Raw genomic sequence first — 17,911 nt, forward strand, 5'->3', positions numbered from 1 at the left:
CCCGTTGAACCCTCGGCGCCCGCCCGGTTTCTGTCCGCCAACAACGGCCCAGAGACCGGGCGGGCGCTTTTTGTTTTCGAAAGCTTTTCCGGCACGCTTTGAGGATCGCCAGAAGGCAGGTTCAATAAAATAGCTTTAATTTTGGAACACTTGCGGGTGGCTCACGTTGTTACCCCAATGGAAATACAAAGGAGGAGTTTCAAAATGAACTTCAATTACAAAACCCTTACCGCCAGCACGCTTGCTCTGACTCTGGCTGCCGCCGGCGCCATCGCCGAAACCACGACGACCAGCACGAGCACGATGAACGAAGCGGAACCGAATGCCGCTGAAACGGAAATGTCGAACAGCCCGATGCACCGCGATTCGATGCAAAATGTCGATCTGGAATCGATGAAGGGCAACTTGATCCGTACCCGCGACATCACTGGCGGCAACATCTATACGATGAACGAAGCCGATGATGAAGGCTGGGATCCCGACATGCGCTACAACGAAGTTGGCGCTGACTGGAATGAAATCGGCGAAATCGAAGACATCATTCTCTCCAAGGACGGCCAAATGATTGGTATCGTTGGCGAAGTAGGCGGTTTCCTCGACATTGGTGACAAGCACGTCCTGATCTCGATTGACGACGTGAACCTCGTCCCTGTCGATGACAAGACCTACGCTTTCGTGACGCGTCTGAACGAAGAGCAACTGGAAGAGCTGCCCGAAGTTGACGAAGGCTTCTGGGATTAACTCTTTCTAGCTACTTCTAAGAAAAAAGGGGCCTCTCGGCCCCTTTTTTTTGTGCGATCAAACGCTCATGCAGATGTATTTCATCTCGAGGTAATCCTCGATCCCATGATGGCTGCCTTCGCGGCCAAGACCCGATTGCTTGACGCCCCCAAACGGCGCGACCTCGGTCGATATGATGCCGGTATTCACACCGACGATCCCGTATTCCAGCGCTTCGGCGACCTTATAGACGCGGCTCAGATCCTTGGCGTAGAAATAGCTCGCCAGACCAAAGATCGTGTCATTCGCCATCTCGATCACGTCATCCACATCATCGAACTTGAAGAGTGGCGCGAGGGGGCCAAAGGTTTCCTCGGTTGCAACCTTCATCTCTTGCGTGACACCGGTAACGATTGTCGGCGCGAGGAAGTTGCCATCCATGTTCTTTTCTTCGCTGCCGAGCAGGATCTGCGCGCCTTTGGCCAGCGCGTCCTTGATGTGCTCCTGCACCTTTTCACCAGCTGCCGGGGTGATCAGCGGACCAAGGTCCGTCCCATCCTCAAGACCGTCGCCAACCTTCATCTGGCTGACGCGTTCTTTCAGCTTGGCGGCAAAAGCATCGTAGATGCCCGACTGCACATAGATCCGGTTGGCGCAGACGCAGGTCTGGCCGTTGTTGCGGAACTTGCACATGATCGCGCCTTCGACCGCCGCATCCAGATCGGCGTCGTCGAACACGATAAAGGGCGCGTTGCCGCCCAATTCCATCGAGCATTTCATTACGTTGTCCGCCGCCTGCTTCAGCAGGATGCGACCCACCTCGGTCGAACCGGTAAAGGTCAGCTTGCGCACCTTGCCGTTCTCGCAGAATTCCTTGCCGACGGCCGAGGAAGACGACGAGGGCACCACGTTGAACACGCCAGCGGGGATACCGGCCCGTTCGGCCAGCACCCCCATGACCAGCGCGCTCAGCGGGGTTTCCGCCGCAGGACGGGCGACAAAGGAACAACCCGCAGCCAACGCCGGAGCAGCCTTGCGGGTGATCATTGCGTTCGGAAAGTTCCAGGGCGTGATCGAGGCGGCCACGCCAATGGGCTGCTTGATCACGGTGATGCGCTTGTCGCGCTGGTGGCCGGGGATGGTTTCACCATAAACCCGCTTGGCCTCTTCGCCGAAAAATTCAATGAAGGACGCGCCATAGGCGATTTCACCTTTGGCCTCGGCCAGCGGCTTGCCCTGCTCGGCGGTCAGGATGGTGCCCAGATCGTCCTGGTTCTCCATCATCAGGTCGAACCATTTGCGCAGGATACCGGCGCGTTCCTTACCTGTCATCGCAGCCCATTCCTTTTGCGCGGCATAGGCAGTGTCGATGGCTTCGGCGACCTGTTCCCGGCTCAGGTCGGCAACCTGCGCAATGACATCCCCGCGCGCCGGGTTATACACGTCGAACGTGCCATCGGCGCCGTCGATCCACTTGCCGCCGACATAAGCCTTGGTCACCAGCAGGTCGGGGTCTTTCAAGAGGGATTTGAGATCAGTGGTCGTGTCGAGCATGAGAGCCTCCATCAGACAATAATTACTCGCGAAGCTGAAGCATCTGCGGCATGAATTGTCCAGACGAACAGCAAAGGAAGTACAGATGGAACTCGACGACGCCTATGCAAATGGCGCTCATATCGCGGGGGCGGAAACCTATCCGCCGCGCTGGAACGAGGCCGCGCAAGCGTTTCGCGACAGTATGGAGGCGCAGGGCCGTGCGCGGCTCGGCGAGGCTTATGGCACCGGCGACCGCAACCGGTTCGATCTGTTCCTGCCAGAGGGCACGCCTAAGGGCATCGTGATCTTCGTGCACGGCGGGTACTGGCTGAATTTCGACGCCTCCACGTGGTCGCATCTGGCCGTCGGTCCGCTGGCCAAGGGATGGGCGGTCGCCCTGCCCTCCTACGATCTGTGCCCGTCGGTCCGGATTTCAGAGATTACTCTTCAGATCGCCCAAGTTGTTCAGAAGATTGCAGAAACGGTTCAGGGTCCGATTGCGCTGACGGGGCATTCCGCCGGCGGACACCTTGTCGCGCGGATGCTGGCCCCGGAAATGCTGCAGCCCGATGTTGCCGAGCGGATCGCCCATGTGGTGCCGATTTCGCCGCTGGCGGATCTGCGGCCCCTGCTCAGGACGTCGATGAATGAAAACCTGCGTCTGGACGAGGCCGAGGCATGGGCGGAAAGCCCGATTTCCCAGCCCGTGCCGGAAGTGCCCGCGACCGTCTGGGTCGGGGCTGACGAACGGCCCGCATTTCTCGATCAGGCCCGCTGGCTTGCCGAGGCGTGGGCCTGCGATAATGTCATCGTGCCGGGCAAACATCATTTTGACGTGATCGACGCGCTGGCCGATCCGCAGGATGCGCTGGTCACGACGCTGACGACACCGGCCTGATCCCGTGCAAAGCCCCGGTAGAACGATCTGAAAATGCGTCGGCCCCGGCATCCGGGCTTGCCTGCCGGGGCCGCGCGTGGCTATAGCTTGACCGGCCAAGGCGATGGCGTCGCCACATCGAAACGATGGGCCCGGTTTTCCCTGTCCTGCACGCCGGGACCTTTCTGAAAAGGAGGGTCGCTGTGACCACACGTCCGGAATTTCACCGCTTTCACAATGGCGAAAAGGCTGCGCTGCCGTTTGCCGTGGAAGAATATGAAGACCGTCTTGAAGAGCTGCGCGAGCGCATGGAAAGCGCCGGGGCCACGGTCGCGGTTTTCACCTCGATGCATAACATCGCCTATTATTCGGGGTTTCTCTATTGCTCCTTCGGGCGGCCATACGGGCTGGTCGTGACCGAGACCGACTGTGTCACGATCAGCGCCGGGATCGACGCGGGCCAGCCGTGGCGGCGGTCCTTCTGCGATAACATCACCTATACGGACTGGACCCGCGACAATTTCTGGCGCGCGGTGCTGTCAGTCACAGGGACCAGCGCGATCGTGGGCTGTGAGGGCGACCACCTGACGCTGATGCAGCGCGACAAACTCGAGGATTTCCTGCAGCCGCTGACCATGCTGGACCTCAGCTATACGACGATGAACCAGCGGATGTACAAGTCTCCGGCCGAGATCGAGCTGATCCGCGCCGGGGCGGCGGTGGCGGATGTGGGCGGCTATGCCATCCGCGATGCGATCCGCGAAGGCGTTCGTGAGATCGACGTGGCGATGGCCGGACGAGACGCGATGGAGCTTGAGATCGCAACCCGGTTTCCCGATGCGGAATATCGCGACACATGGGTCTGGTTCCAGTCTGGGCTGAACACGGACGGGGCGCATAACCCGGTGACCGGGCGGGTCTTGCAACGGGGCGATATCCTGTCGCTGAATACCTTCCCGATGATCTCGGGCTATTACACGGCGCTGGAACGGACCCTGTTCCTTGGCGAGGTCGACGAAGCCTCGCTGAAGATCTGGGAGGCCAATGTGGCGGCCCATGAACTCGGGATGAGCCTTTTGAAGCCGGGGGTGAGCTGCGCCGCGATTACCGGGCAGATCAACGCGTTTCTGGCCGAGCGAGACCTGCTGCAATACCGGACCTTTGGCTATGGACATTCCTTTGGGGTGCTCAGCCATTTCTATGGGCGCGAGGCGGGTCTGGAGTTGCGCGAGGATATCGACACGGTGCTGGAGCCGGGCATGGTGATTTCCATGGAGCCGATGCTGACCATTCCCGAGGGTCAGCCCGGCGCGGGCGGGTACCGCGAGCACGATATTCTCGTCATCACCGAGGATGGCAGTGAGGACATCACCGGCTTTCCCTATGGGCCGGAGTCCAACGTGGTGGGGTGAGCGAAATGGCCGCTTTGCGGCCATGCCTCCGGCGGCCGTATTTGAACCGAGAAGAAGCGGGGCGTGCGACAGAATTCGGGGGGTGATATCCGTACACAGGCTGTACACCCCCTGTACACCGCCGCGGTGCAGCATCGGGGGCGGCGCGGATTATTGCGCCACCCCTGGCCGGTTTCAGGCGAGGACCGGTTTGATGTCGAGATTGTTGCGGGTCGCGTTGGAATAGGGGCAGACCGCGTGGGCGGTATCGATCAGATCCTGCGCGACATCCGCGTCCAGCCCGGGGAGGGAGACGCTGATCGAGACATCCAGGCCGAAGCCGCCGGAGCCGTTCGGGCCGATGCCGACCTCGGTGTTTACGGTGGCTTCATCCGGAACTTTGACCTTCTTGGCGCTGGCGACATGGCGCAGGGCGCTCAGGAAGCAGGCAGCGTATCCCATCGCGAACATTTTTTCTGGATTGAGCTGGTCGCCGCCGGCGCCGCCGAGTTCCTTTGGCGTGGCGAGATCGGCGGTGAAGGACGAATCGTCAAGTGCGACCGTGCCGTTGCGGCCATCGCCGGACGCGGTTGCGGCTGTCTTGTAGAGAATCTTATCGGGCATGGGTGGTTCCTTTATTGGATCAGCCTTTAGATCGTATACGATATAATCGTAAGATTATAAAGTCAAACTTGCGTGAAACCCTGGCCTCGGATAGGTTTTCCGGATGGATGATAAAACGATGCAGCCTCTTTTGCAGCACATGCTCTGCTTGGATCTCTACGCGGCGAACCAGGCCGTGCACCGGGTATATAAGCCACTGCTGGCGCCGCTTGGGCTTACCTATCTGCAGTACCTCGTAATGGTCGGGCTGTGGGAAAAGGACCCGCTGAGCGTCAGCGAGATCGGGGCGCGGCTGGGGCTGGAGAGCAATACGCTGACACCGATGCTGAAGCGGATGGAAGCTGCCGGGCTGATCACACGGCGGCGCGATCCGGGCGACGAGCGGCGGGTGAACATTTCGCTGACAACGGAAGGCGACGAGATGCGCGCCGCGGCGGGAGAGATACAGCGCTGCCTGATGGAGGCGACCGGGCGCAGCGAGGCAGAGCTGCTGCGCTTTCAGGAGGATCTGCGCGGGCTGATCGGCAATGTGAGACGGGCAGCCGACGACGGTTAAGGCTTTGCTTGGCGGGCCGGATTTGCAACTGTTGACGGGAATTCTATGTCTGGGGATGTAAATTCCCGTAACATTACCTAGATACGTTGAAACCATTCATTCAGCAGGAGTTTTCGATGGCCGATTTTGACGCGCTGGTGCGCGAATCCCAGGAGAAGGTGGCGAAGAACCAGGCCGAGATCCAGGCGGTGACCGGACGGATCGAAGCCGCCCGCGCCAAGATCGAGGCAGGCGAGGCCTCGGGCATCGATATCGAGAATGCGACGCTGGAGGATGTGCACGCCCATACCGAGGTGATGAACGCCAATATCGCCGAGCTGATCATGGGACTGGACGATGTGACCTCGGGGTTTTCGCGTGACTTCGACGAGATGCGCAACAAGACCGGCTGGGAGAGCTTTGTCGGGATCTTCTCGCGCGGGAAATCGGATTCGATGCGGCAGGAACGGGTCCGGGCCGCCAATATCGACGACAAGCTGCAGGACCTGATTTCCAAGTCCGATACCATCGTGAAACTGCTCCAGAACCAGCTTTCGCTGCTAGAGGAACAGAAGACCAAGGTGGAAGGCAACCTGAGCCAGACGCTGGATGACCGCGAATTTACGGTGCAGGAGCTTGAGACGGTGCGGGCCGATATTCTGGCGATGGATCCCAAGATCATCGCGCTTGAGAACAAGATCAGCGTGGAGCAGGATGCCGCCGCGCGCACCAAGCTGGAAACCGAGCTGGCCGATCTGAACAAGCAGTATAACGCGATGGTGCAGGAAGAGCAGGTCAAGCTGGCGAGGTCGCAGACGCTGGAGCGATACATAGAGAAGGGCAAGACCTGGGTCGATTCGCTTCAGAACCAGGCGGCGACGCAGATGGTGCTGATCAACAAGCTGGAGACCGACACGCAACAGCGCGTGGTGCTTTACGATGCCCTGTCCAAATCGCTGAAGACGGCGCAGCAGCAGGATGTGGCACACCGGATCAACGAGATCGGGGTGAAGACCGACCAGGAAGCGCAGACCGCCATGGCGTCGATCGGGACGGCGACGAACCAGAAGATGGCCGATATGCTGGAAGCCCACGAGGACCACATGGTTTTCGCGCGCAAGGTGCAGGAAGCCAAGGCCCGCGCCGATGAACGCTTTGCCCGGCGGTTCCAGAAGATCGTCGAAAAACATGACAAGAACCTCTACGGAGGCTGAGTAGTGCGGAGCGGGCTGACAGGGCGGCGGGCATGAGCATGGCTGAGACCACGGCAGAGCGGTTCGGCATCTCTGATGGCTTCGCCTCGCGCCGCTATTTCCGGAAATTTTCAGAAATCACCGCGCATCTTGGGAGGGTTGCCGGTGTGATGGCCGCCGAGGGTGAGTTGAGCCGGGAAGAGGTGAAGGTGCTCACCGGGTATGTGACGGCGCTGACCTATACCTTTCGGGCGCTGTCGATGAAGTACCTGATGGTGGGGCGCGATACGGGGCGGTTCTTTGGCTCGCTGACCATCGACACCACCGATAGCGGCTTTCCGGTCGCGACCGAATTGATGACCATGGCGAACGATGCCCAGCAGGCGCAGGCGCATCTGGCGAACATGCCCTCGGAGGCGGCGCTGAAGGACCAGATGCTGCGCGAGATCATCGGCGAGCGGTCGGTGCCGACGAAGCTGCAATTCGCGCTGTCGCAGCGAAATTACTACGAGGAACTGCTGCGCGGGCACCTGTTCTGGCTGCGCAACGATCCGGAAAGCATCTGGCTGCGCAATCTGGGCGAGACACGGCGGCGGTTCCTGCTGCACTGGGCGGTTTATGACAGCGAGACGAACCTGCCGGTGGTCTACCTGATGGAGGTGGAGGATACCGGGAGGGTGGCGCTGCCCAAGGATCAGTATCGCTGGCCCGAGGTGCAGGCGCATCTGATGGCGCAGTCGCTGGGCGGGTTGAAACTGCTGACCATTGCCAAGGGGTTCGACACGGATTTCGACGATCTGCACCCCAAGCGGCTGAAGCGGTTCCACATCGGGCCGATGTATTCCCATGCCTATACCCATCAGCATGGTCCGCTGCGGCAGGTTCTGGCGGATGCGGAGGCGCCGGAGGGTCAGGACTGGGCGCTGGTCTGGAGCCGTGAGGATCTCGAGAGCGAGCGGGTCATCGAGGAACGGGCCGGGTGGTTTTCGACCGTGGAGCGGGAGGTGTTCGCGCTGGACCCGTTCGCGGGGCGCGGGGCCGAGACCGGGACCACCGCGAGCGAGCGGTCGATCATACTGCCGCAACGGCCGTTCCAAGTGCTGAGCGAGCAGGCGCCGCCGGGGTTCGACGGGGTGCGGAAATACGTGGTGGGCGCGGGTGGCCGGGTGCTTCGGTACTGAGGGGCAGGCCTGCGGAGAGGACGGGACCGCCTCCGGCGGTCGTATTTGAAACGAGAAGAAGCAGGGGGTGGGCATGAGCCTGATCGGCGATCAGATGGAGCTGCGGGAAGAGGATATCCGCAAGCATTACCCGGCAGCGCTGGGCATGCTGGAAGGGTTCGATCATGCGCCGCGTATCGCGCGGGCGGGGGGGCCGGTGGCCGTGGAGCGGTCTTCTGGCGTGGGGACGCAGCGGCGGTTCCGGTCAACCACGCCGGGGCTGGTGACGCGATCGACGGTGCGGCCCGAGGGGGTGCGACTGCTGGAGCGGATCGAGGCGGCGGATGAGGGCGAGGCGCTGGTGTCGCCCTTGCAGGCGGTGGCGATGAATGCGGTGCGGCGGGCGCTGGCGATATCGCTGGCGCTGGCGGAAGGATTTGGCGAGGCGACGGCGCTGGCCGGGCTGAAACGGGCCAACCTGGCGGGGGATCTGCCAGCCGGGCGCAAGGGGGAGTTTTCCGAGCTGCTGGCGGCGGAGGCGCTGATCTCGCTGCATGTCTTCGGCAATGCGCTGGCTTATCTTTTGTCGCCACACGTGACCGAAGTGTCCGTCGAGGTTGGCGATGTGGAGGAAGTGCTGAGCGACAATGGTCAGCTGGCGCTGCATGGCGCCTTGTGGGAGCTGGACCAGAAGCTGGCGGCGATGGCGCAGGATGAGACGCGGATGGTGGCGGTCATTTCCGCCTATGCGGAGCAGTTGATGGAGAAGGTGGCCCTGCGCGCGCAGAGCGCCGCCCATCTTGGTGCCTTTACCGGGGCGGTGTGGAAGGTGGAGGCCGACGATCTGGTGATCCGCGGGTTTACACCCGCAAGCAAGGCGCGCTCGACCAGCCTTTCCATGAGTTTCAAGAAACCCGAAGAGGTGATCGGCAACCATATCGCCAAGTACCAGTCGATGAAGCTGGCCAAGATGCTGATGGCCTTTGATTTCGACCGGCGGCTCAATCCCTTTGCCGAATTGGGCGGGTTCATCTTTACCTTTATGGGCGACGGGATGCCTGGGACGGGCAAGACCACGCTGATCCAGATGATGGCGGGGCTGATCAACGAGTATTGCGCTGTCGCGGGCTATCCGTTCCGCTACCAGAACCTTTCGACCGAGAATATCGACAGCTACCAGGGCAAATCGGGGCAGAATGCCAAGGATTTCGTGAACGGCATCCTCGATCCCGGCGTCATCGGTTTCGGCACCATCGACGACATTGACCAGTTGGCGGGGAAGCGCGGTGATCGGCAAAGCTCGGCCGGGCAGCTGGAAATCACCGCCGTGCTGATGGAGAGCTTTGCCGGGGCGAATACGGTGGTGCGGGGCAATTGCACATTCGGCATGTTCTCGAATTTTCCCGAAAACGTCGACGATGCGCTGCGCCAGCGGGCCGGGGCGCGGTTCCTTGTCGACGGGCCGCAGACGCGCGAGGATTACGTGGATATCCTGCACCTTCTGCTTGGGCGCGGGCATGAGATTCCGCTGGGCGATCACGAGGCCTTTGCCGCGCAGGAGATCCGGAAAGCGGTGAGCGAGAGTTTCGCGCAACATGCGCGACCGCGAGAGGCCGGTTTGCTTGAGGTGTTCGACCGGGTGCGAGCCGAGGTGGGCGAGCTGAATACGATTGCCAAGATGGGCAGCTATCTCAAGGCGATCCAGCAGGCGGATGCGCGGTTCACCGGGCGGGCAATCAAGAACATCACCGATGCGGTGAAGGTGCGCGCGATGGATTTCGAGCTGCCCGATGAATGGATGGAGAATCCGGAGCTGTTTCTGTTCAAGGGTTATGACGCAAAGAAAGCGATGATCGAAGAGCTGCGGGTGCCGGTGACCGCGGAAATGGTGCTTCAGGAGATCAACCGCTATGCGGATTCCGAGTTCCGCTATGCGGATAAATCGGACGAGGCGGCGATTGAGGACATGGTGCGAGAGTTTGAGCGCACGGAGGTGGCGAAGAAGCGGTATCTGGAGGGGAGAGGGTGACCACGATTTCTGTCTTAGTCCTAATTTCATTACTCATTTTACTGACGTATAAAGCAACCGATTTTTCTCAAAAATCACAGAGAAATAAACCTGAACTGAACGCTCTCGTTATTGTAGGATTTATTATTACCTTTCTATTCATTTTGGGTGTCTCCCTCCTGGGGAATCTGGAATACTGCGATCCACAAGCAGCGCCTGACTGTACGACAAAATTCCAGGCTTTTCTGAACGATCCGCCCAATGAAATCGGCGATACTCTGGCAGGTTTGGCGGGGGCATTAGCGTTCTTGTGGATTATCATAACGGTAATACTCCAAAGCAAGGAACTCTCTGAACAGAGGAAAGAGCTAAAACGAACGCGTAAAGAGTTTAAGAAGATGTCAAAAGCTCAAGATGAACAGGTTCATCTACTAACTATGCAAGGTGAGATTTTTCAAGAGGAGCAATCTCAACGAAGACAGATCCTTGCTAAAAACAATCTGGACGAATTACTGCGGAGTTTCTGCCTTAACCTTTCTAAGTTCAAGGATGAGGAATGGCATTTCAAACTTCCAAGCCAACTCGAGGAGCCGGGAACAAGTCGAGTCTCGATAGCCTATCGGCTGCGCGAGGGAAACAGCATCGAAAATGAGATTTTGCAGGCCCGAGAGCGCTTTAAAAAATTTTTATCCGAGCTGAATAGCGATTTGAACTACAGAGTATTAGTTAAATTCCCCGCCCGGATCGAATTCAAATTGTCAATCATTGAACCACTTCTAGCTGCCGTTGTGGAAAAAGATAAGTTATCCGAAGCTGAAAGGATTAGAGTGAACAGGCTACAGATTAGCCTTTTCTTAGAAGAGCTGCTCGAATTTCATGAAGATCGGAGGTTCTGGTCTGTATCCGAACAGTCTGGATCGCAAAAATGAAACGCCTCATCCAATCCGGCCTGATGTTTGGCAATCTCTACCATGTCTCCGGCTCGGCGATGGTAGAGCGGTATAACCGGGCGTTGGCGCATCTTACGGGGAAGCGGTCGGGGCTGACGGATTTCCACGTGGATATTTCCGGCTACAGCCCCGAGATCGGGGATGAGTTCGAGGATCATCTCTATCTCAACCACCGGGGCGTGAACCGGCAGTTTATCCTGCTGAGCACCGAGCAGAAACGCTGCCCGCTTTTGAACGTGAAATTCTCGACCAGCCGCGAGATCATCAAAAGCTTTATCGCGGATAACGAGGCGCAGTTATTTGCGCTGACGGCGCGGGATGCGGTGGCGGGAGAGCTGGTGAATTCGGTGTTCGATATCTCTTCGCCCGCGCGGCTGTTCGACGTGACGCGGGTGACGATCGAGGCGGATACGACAAGCGGGACCTTGCGCCATGCGGGCAAGTTGCATGAGCTGGCGGACCGGTTCCGCAACGAGGAAGACGGCTGGTTCGATGATGTGCTGATCGCGGATATGATCGAGCTTGCCGGGAAATCGGGGGATATTTCGCGCAATCCGGTGAAGCTGAACCAGAAGGTCTATGAGCAGCCGGATTTCTGGACCGCGCATTTCGGCGGTTGTTACCTGTTCCGTTCGGTGCCGCATCCGGCGCTGATCTGTGCCGACAAGCGGCAGGTCGGCGAGGTGCCGATCCAGTTCGTCTTTGGGCTGGAAGAGCGCAATCGGATTGCCAAGTTCCTGTCGCTGAACGAGCTGGTAGAACCAGTGGTCAAGGCGCGGGGCGTGGACGGGGCGGCGATCCTTCAGCAAAAGATGGATTTCATCGTGATCGACGCGGCGGCGGATCAGGGGATCGACCTGACCGGGCTGACACGGTCAGACATGCGGCGGCTGGCGCGCCAGCACAGCGATGCCCTGCCCCGCGCCTATCACGAGCTGCGCGCGCAATGGCGCTGGGCCGAGGAGGGCGGGAAATGGCCGCGGATCGTTTCCGACGACGAGGGGTATTTCTATAGCCTGCGGGCAGCGGATACCGAGTGGAGGGATCTGGTGAACATGCTGCTGGCCGAGCTGTGCCCGATGGATGTGCGGCAGATGTTCATCTGCCATAAGGAGCTGTTCTATCGCAGCTATGCTGGCTGGCCGGACGCGAAACGCGCCTATGTGGCCGACTTTCTTGCGCGGGAATACATGGTCGACAAGGTCGGAGCGCGCGAGGCCTTGTTTGGGCATGAGCCGGATATGAAGAACGAACTGCCGCCGGAACCGGTGCGCGATATCGTCGACAGGGTCGGCCCCTGGGGCGCGGTCAGGAGGTCGTGATGGGATTGCTCCGACTTATCATCTTTGGCTTTATCGGCATGACGATTGCCTATTTCGTGATTTCCATCTACTCGCGCTCTGTGCGACGGGAGAAGCTTGAAAACCGCTGGGCCGAGAAACATCCCGACGGGGGGGATGCCCGGCAACGCGCGGTCTTTATCGAGCGCGGCATGGCGGCCTATCATTCCAGTCTGCGTCCGAAACTGATCCTGCTGGTCTATGTTATCCCCGTGGTGCTGATCGCCGCCATTCATATCGTCACCACCTATTACTGAGGAGCGCCCATGCGCCGTATCAAACAGATCTTCATCACGCTGGTCCTGATCCTGTTCGGAGCGCTGCTGCATTACGTTCTGCCGCAGCATGACATCGTCAAGATCACCTCGACCGAGATCATCCGCACCGATTTCTCGTCGCTGAACCGGATCTTTTACGCTCAGGCGGACAGCGGGTCGGCGGCCTCGGAGACACGCGACCTGCGGCTGATCAATACGCAGAAGAAAAAGACATGGCTGCTGGGGTTCTACCCGCGCGACAAGATCGGCGTGATGGTTTACCGCAACGAGGATACGGGCTGGATCTGGCCGCCTTACTTCAAGTTCGACAGCGCCGATCTTCAGGCCGAGGCGGCGGCGAATATCGCGCCGGGGCAGGATCGCTGGGTGGTGGTGACCCATTACGGCTGGCGCAACAAGTACCTGTCGATCTATCCCAATGCCATCGGCATTCGCCCGGTCGAGGGGCCGGATGTCACCGTGATCCCATGGTTCAACATCGTCTTTTTTGCCTTTCTGCTGTTCTGTTTCGGCTTTATGCGCGCGGTCTGGCGGCAGTTCCGCCAGCGGACGGTGGACCCCGCACTTGAAAGCGCCGAGGACACATGGGATGCGGTCGGTGACGGGATGACCCAGCGCCGGAACCGGTTCAGCCGCTGGGTCGATTCATGGCGCAGCAGATAAATTCAAAAAAATGTTCACTTGTCGGGAACCCGATCCTTTGACGGGTGTTATGATGATGTGAAGACGGCATGTCCCTGCCCAGTTCTTCATCCGTCCCTTCCGGGCCCCCCAACCCGGACGCGCCTGCCCCCTTATTTCAGGGAGCAGGCGCAAACTTTTCCGGCATACCTATCTGGTGCAACATTCGTTCCGGCAGCGGCAGAAGAACGCGTTCGAATTAGTGTGCTGGACCTATCGGGAGCCCATTCTCTTCATGACCCTATACGCGTCCCCCGCAAGCTGAGCGACAAGATCGGCTGCCGGAATTTCCTGTGACAGAGCAGCGGCCTGACCGTAGAGCAGGAAAGATGCCTCATCGTCGTCGGCCGCGTCCTTAATTGGCGCGCTCAGCGCGTACATCTGCGGGAACTTGGGCAGTTCCTGACGGGTGCGCTCCATCTCTTCGGCATAACGCGACCGCACAGCCCGCGCCGACCGGCCGGAAAAGGCATCTGTCACCATAGTGTCGCGCTCGGTCGCGTGCCGCAGCCTTTCGCGGCGGGCGGGTTCGGTTGCGGCCTCGGGACAATTGAGAAAGGCCGTGCCCATCTGAACGCCTGACGCACCAAGTGCCAGCGCCGCCGCGATGCCCCTTCCATCGCCAATGCCGCCTGCGGCAATCACCGGGACCGAGACTGCATCGACAATCTGCGGGACAAGCGCCATGGTCCCCACGCCGTCGATTGGCGCGGTCGGAACATGCGAGCCGCGATGACCGCCTGCCTCCCACCCCTGCGCGATGATCGCATCCATGCCAGCGTTCTCCAGCGCCTGCGCTTCGTCCACATTGGTGGCTGAACTGATAAGGAGAATGCCGGCGCTTTTCATTTCCTCGATAAAGGGCGCTTCGGGGACGCCGAAGTGGAAACTCACGACCTTGGGTCTGAGCGACAGGACAAGCTCCAGCCGATCTTTATCAAAACCGATGGCGGGGTCCGGCAGGTCGACCGGCGGTTCGCCCAATCCGAGGTCTTGATACCAGGGCTTCAGCCTTTCCCGTGCACTATCGAGCACCGGAGCTTCGGTGGTTTCACCGGTGGTGATGAAGAAATTCATGTTGAAGGGGCGGTTGGTGCGCGCGCGGATAGCCTCGGCCTCTTGCCGAACGAGATCAACGGTCTTGCCCCCGCAGCCGATTGACCCCAGCCCCCCGGCATTGGCGACTGCACCCGCGAGGTCGGGCGTGCAGCTGCCCACCATCGGCGCCTGTACGATCGGATGCTCAATTCCAAAGAGGTCCAACAGACGTCTGTTCGGCCACATCACGCGCCTCCAACTCGGGTTTCCTGCCCAGAGGTTAACGAAGGAACACCGACCTGTCTGCCTTGGTGGTCTTTGCCCCCACGTGTTTGGGCGCAATTCGGGCATTTTGGTGAAAGCCTGAGCTCTCGTTTAGGTTGAGCTAACATTCGAATAGCAATTAAGGAGAGTTTTTCGGAGCGGAGCGCTATGATGCCAGACGGGTTTAACTGCCCGAAAACGCGAAGAATTTTCCGACCTGGTGACTACATCGGCAAACTTGCCCCGCTTGTTGGGCTTGTCCTGCCGCTGCCTGCCGACGCACAGGAGACGCTGGCAGAGGATCCGACAAAGGTGGTCACGCGGATCGGCGCGCAATATTCGGCTGACCTTCATGACCGTGGGTCTGGGCACCAAGGGGTCGGAGGACTATTCGGGTTATTCCGTTGGTGCGGGGCTTTCGTATCACCTGAGCGAGAGGGACACTGTTTCGGCCTTTGCCACCTATGTCGACAATACCTTTGGTGAGGAAGAGAAATTGACCATCGGGTATCGGCGCGAGTTCTGAGGCAGGCGCTGGTCAGTCGGCAAAAAGGTTGCGGGAGCCTGCGATTTCGCGGGCCGCTTCGCCAGAGATGGTAAGGAAGGTGGCCAGTTCCGCAGCATTGCGGTCGACCGTGGCGGTTTCGGCGATACAGGAATAGCCGGGGAATTCCGCATCGCGGATGCGGTCGGTTTCATAGGCGATTTCGTTGCGCAGGGTCGGGAGCAGGCCCGCCAGCATCGCCGTGCTGGTCTGCTCCCCGGCGAGCCCGACGCGACGCGCGTGGCCCATCAGGTAATCGTCGCTGAACCGGCAATCGATCTTGAGCAGGCGCGTGGTCGAGCGGTCGGAGACGAAATCATGCAGCAGGTCGATATTGGCCGGGTCGATACAGACGATCAGCCGCTCTGTATCGTAGTGATCAAACAGCATCCGCATCATGGCGCGGCGGTGGCGGGCACGCTTTTCGACGCTGCCCTCGATACCGCCGAGATCGGGGAGGTCGGTATCCTCTTCGTTGAAGAGATATTCGATGGCGGGCATATTGGTGACCTGCCGGATCCGCGCCAGCAGACGTTTGGCTACGTGCCATTTCTTGCAGATCACGATCATCAGTTCCCGGTCGCGGCCAAGGGAGCTTTCGGTTTCCCAGAAGCGGCGACCGAAGCGACGACCGACGCGGCCCTTGCCGGTGAGGAAGGCATGCAGGTTGCGACCTTCGTCCGAGATCTGGAAGGTGACACCGGTTTCAGCATACAACTCACCCAGCCGTGTCTTGAGCTCGGTCGCCTCGGGGCTGATCTTGCGCGCGAATAGCGCGTTCTGCGAGAGCAGCAGATCGTAGTGGTCGTTGTAGAAATTCACCGGCATGCCGTAGTCGGTAAACATCAGGAAGGTCAGCGTGCGGCTTTCGATTTCGGATTCCGGCACGAGATGGCGCACAAGGGTCTGAAAAAAGGTTTCGTCGGGAATCCAGGTGGTTCGGAAGAACCGCATGACATCGCGGCGGGTGCGTGTCATGTCGAGGATCCATTCGATGGTGCGTCGGCGCAGGCACCACCACTGGCTGCCAATCTGGATCTGAAGGTCGGCAGGAATCTTGCGGGTCAGGCCAAGCCGTTTCTGCAGGCTGTGCGAAAGATCGAAAAGCTGCTTGTGACGGCGTTCGTTGAACCAGTGGCGATAGACCAGCCGGTCTTCCTTCATCCCGGTCTTGATCCAGTTGCTGTCGAAGAAATCGAAGCTTTCGATGAAGTCCTTGTCATGTTCGTCAAGGAAGCGGTGGGCGTATTCCGCTGTCTTGATCGCCATGCAATCGCCGGAGAGCATGTAGAAATGTGTGGCGCGCGGAAAAGCATCGAGCGCGGCGCGGATCGCGTTGAGCGTTGCCTGCACCAGCGACCATTCCCCCCAGCCGCATTTTACCCGTTTCGCGGCGATCGTGACATTCGGATTGTCGCGCAGCGCGGTGGCGATCGCGTCGAAATCCTGCTGACGGGCGCGGGCATCAAAATGGATCGACATGCAGTCGCCCGCCGCTGTCAGACGGCGCGCCTGCTGGACCACGGCATCCGGGTCCTTGTGGCACAGGAGAATATAAGCGATTTGTGCCATCTGGCGGTCAAGCTACCTGTTCGCGTTCCGAATTCATAACGTGGTAAAGGTGAATCAAATTTGAATAAACACTGTCTGTCTGTCTTTTGGAACCATGTTGCTTTGCATGATGTTTATAGGTGGCTGATGAGTTCCGAAGATTTAACCATGAATTAACCTTCGGAATTACATGCAGAAATATCTTTTATTTAAGAAATTCGCGTTGATATAAGAGCAAAGAAGAGAGCCGGAGGCAGCAGGCATGGGGTTCCCTGGGACCTGGATGACGGAAAGTGAAAGCGTGATTTATCGCGTGGTGCCGAAATGCGCCTGCTCGACCATCGGCCAGATCATGTATTATTCGGATCACGGCCGCTTCTATGACGGCGATATTCATGACGCCCAGACCGGGCTGCACAAATGGGCGCAGGAGCATAGCCAGGAACCGATCACCCGCAATGTGCAGGGCCACGCAACCTATGCCTTTACCTGTGTGCGAAACCCTTATGCGCGGATCCTGTCATCGTTTTTCGACAAGATCTGCGGCATCCAGCGCAACGGTAATCGCTACCGCGGCAACCTGGTGCCCTCGCTGATCTATAACTATGGCATCGAGGTCGGCGGCGACGACGGCAAGGACGAATTTGACCAGATCCGAAGTTTTCGCCGGTTCTTGCTGTTTGCACGAGATACCATCCGCTGGCGCAAACCGATGGAGCCGGACATTCACTGGTCGGCCATGTCGGGCCATGTGAGTACCTTTGTCGTGAATGGCGGGCGCTATGACAAGATCATCTGGACCGAGGCTTTCAACGAGGGCATGGGCGAGGTGCTGGATGCCATCGAGACTCCGGTCCCGGTAGATCTGAACGCGATCCCGCGTTTCAACGAAAGCGAAGGCCACGGTCCGAAACGCGCGCACCCTGTCGAGGACTATTTTGACGACCTGTCGATGCATCTGGTCTACGAGATCTACAAGAAGGATTTCGAGCTGTTCCGCTATGATTTCGAGAACCCCGGCAACAAGATGCCGCTGGGCGAGATCGACCTCGACGAGGTGCATGCCAAACTGGGCCAGTAACGGCGTCACGAGCGGCGATATCGGCGCATGGGGGCTCTGCCCCCGACCGAAATCCGGGGATTTCGCTCTCCCCCGGGATATTTGATGACCCAAAGAAGGGATATAGGCCACCGAGGTGACTTGCCATGACGGTGTCGCGC

17 protein-coding genes are annotated in these 17,911 nt (G+C 59.4%); 13 read left to right on the plus strand and 4 right to left on the minus strand.

Going from position 1 to position 17,911, the window contains the following annotated elements; all coding sequences use genetic code 11:
• Nucleotides 1-204: 204 nt before the first annotated feature.
• A complete protein-coding gene (locus MF268_RS16660; RefSeq protein ID WP_238371998.1) occupies nt 205-741 on the plus strand; it encodes a PRC-barrel domain-containing protein in 537 nt (178 codons plus the stop codon).
• Nucleotides 742-798: 57 nt separating this feature from the next.
• Here the strand turns inward: MF268_RS16660 and MF268_RS16665 are convergent, their stop codons facing one another.
• Entirely contained in the window at nt 799-2,274 is a 1,476-nt protein-coding gene (locus MF268_RS16665; RefSeq protein WP_238371999.1) for an NAD-dependent succinate-semialdehyde dehydrogenase, read from the minus strand.
• Between the two features lie 85 nt (nt 2,275-2,359).
• Between MF268_RS16665 and MF268_RS16670 the strand changes: the two genes are divergently transcribed.
• Nucleotides 2,360-3,154, plus strand: a complete 795-nt coding sequence (locus MF268_RS16670) for an alpha/beta hydrolase (protein WP_238372000.1) — start codon at nt 2,360-2,362, stop codon at nt 3,152-3,154.
• A gap of 182 nt (nt 3,155-3,336) precedes the next feature.
• Nucleotides 3,337-4,545, plus strand: coding sequence for a M24 family metallopeptidase (locus MF268_RS16675; protein ID WP_238372001.1), 1,209 nt, complete (start codon nt 3,337-3,339; stop codon nt 4,543-4,545).
• A 174-nt stretch (nt 4,546-4,719) separates the two neighbouring features.
• On the opposite strand, the gene MF268_RS16680 is transcribed toward MF268_RS16675, so the two are convergent.
• On the minus strand, nt 4,720-5,148 hold the full coding sequence (locus tag MF268_RS16680; protein WP_238372002.1) for an organic hydroperoxide resistance protein: 429 nt from the start codon (nt 5,146-5,148) through the stop codon (nt 4,720-4,722).
• A gap of 103 nt (nt 5,149-5,251) precedes the next feature.
• Between MF268_RS16680 and MF268_RS16685 the strand changes: the two genes are divergently transcribed.
• The 8 genes from MF268_RS16685 (at nt 5,252) to MF268_RS16720 (ending at nt 13,275) form a co-directional block, all read left to right on the plus strand.
• The gene (locus MF268_RS16685; protein ID WP_238372003.1) at nt 5,252-5,704 is read left to right on the plus strand and encodes a MarR family winged helix-turn-helix transcriptional regulator; all 453 of its coding nucleotides are present in this window, start codon (nt 5,252-5,254) and stop codon (nt 5,702-5,704) included.
• Between the two features lie 116 nt (nt 5,705-5,820).
• The gene (locus tag MF268_RS16690) at nt 5,821-6,897 is read left to right on the plus strand and encodes a coiled-coil domain-containing protein (RefSeq protein WP_238372004.1); all 1,077 of its coding nucleotides are present in this window, start codon (nt 5,821-5,823) and stop codon (nt 6,895-6,897) included.
• 38 nt (nt 6,898-6,935) lie between these two features.
• The gene (locus tag MF268_RS16695; RefSeq protein WP_238372247.1) at nt 6,936-8,057 is read left to right on the plus strand and encodes a hypothetical protein; all 1,122 of its coding nucleotides are present in this window, start codon (nt 6,936-6,938) and stop codon (nt 8,055-8,057) included.
• Nucleotides 8,058-8,130: 73 nt separating this feature from the next.
• Nucleotides 8,131-10,065: an ATP-binding protein gene (locus MF268_RS16700; protein ID WP_238372005.1), complete on the plus strand. Its 1,935-nt coding sequence runs from the start codon at nt 8,131-8,133 to the stop codon at nt 10,063-10,065.
• Nucleotides 10,062-10,973, plus strand: a complete 912-nt coding sequence (locus tag MF268_RS16705; RefSeq protein ID WP_238372006.1) for a hypothetical protein — start codon at nt 10,062-10,064, stop codon at nt 10,971-10,973. The genes MF268_RS16700 and MF268_RS16705 overlap by 4 nt, the downstream gene beginning before the upstream one ends.
• The gene (locus MF268_RS16710; RefSeq protein ID WP_238372007.1) at nt 10,970-12,316 is read left to right on the plus strand and encodes a DUF6638 family protein; all 1,347 of its coding nucleotides are present in this window, start codon (nt 10,970-10,972) and stop codon (nt 12,314-12,316) included. Before MF268_RS16705 ends, MF268_RS16710 begins: the two co-directional genes overlap by 4 nt.
• Nucleotides 12,316-12,591: a hypothetical protein gene (locus tag MF268_RS16715; protein WP_238372008.1), complete on the plus strand. Its 276-nt coding sequence runs from the start codon at nt 12,316-12,318 to the stop codon at nt 12,589-12,591. The genes MF268_RS16710 and MF268_RS16715 overlap by 1 nt, the downstream gene beginning before the upstream one ends.
• Nucleotides 12,592-12,600: 9 nt before the next feature.
• Complete coding sequence (locus MF268_RS16720; RefSeq protein WP_238372009.1) at nt 12,601-13,275, plus strand: DUF1523 family protein; 675 nt, start codon at nt 12,601-12,603, stop codon at nt 13,273-13,275.
• A 231-nt stretch (nt 13,276-13,506) separates the two neighbouring features.
• Here MF268_RS16720 and MF268_RS16725 read toward each other — a convergent pair whose 3' ends face one another.
• A complete protein-coding gene (locus MF268_RS16725; RefSeq protein WP_238372010.1) occupies nt 13,507-14,577 on the minus strand; it encodes an NAD(P)H-dependent flavin oxidoreductase in 1,071 nt (356 codons plus the stop codon).
• A gap of 370 nt (nt 14,578-14,947) precedes the next feature.
• On the opposite strand from MF268_RS16725, the gene MF268_RS16730 reads away from it, so the two are divergent.
• Nucleotides 14,948-15,121, plus strand: a complete 174-nt coding sequence (locus tag MF268_RS16730) for a hypothetical protein (protein ID WP_238372011.1) — start codon at nt 14,948-14,950, stop codon at nt 15,119-15,121.
• A gap of 12 nt (nt 15,122-15,133) precedes the next feature.
• Here the strand turns inward: MF268_RS16730 and MF268_RS16735 are convergent, their stop codons facing one another.
• Nucleotides 15,134-16,711, minus strand: a complete 1,578-nt coding sequence (locus MF268_RS16735; protein WP_238372012.1) for a DUF5928 domain-containing protein — start codon at nt 16,709-16,711, stop codon at nt 15,134-15,136.
• Between the two features lie 241 nt (nt 16,712-16,952).
• Here MF268_RS16735 and MF268_RS16740 point away from each other — a divergent pair, with 241 nt between their 5' ends.
• Nucleotides 16,953-17,771 carry a sulfotransferase family protein gene (locus MF268_RS16740; RefSeq protein ID WP_238372013.1) on the plus strand — a complete coding sequence of 273 codons (819 nt, stop codon included), beginning with the start codon at nt 16,953-16,955 and terminating at the stop codon, nt 17,769-17,771.
• The last annotated feature ends 140 nt before the right edge of the window (nt 17,772-17,911 follow it).

The sequence above is a fragment of the Heliomarina baculiformis genome, from assembly GCF_019966545.1.
Lineage (GTDB): Bacteria > Pseudomonadota > Alphaproteobacteria > Rhodobacterales > Rhodobacteraceae > Heliomarina > Heliomarina baculiformis.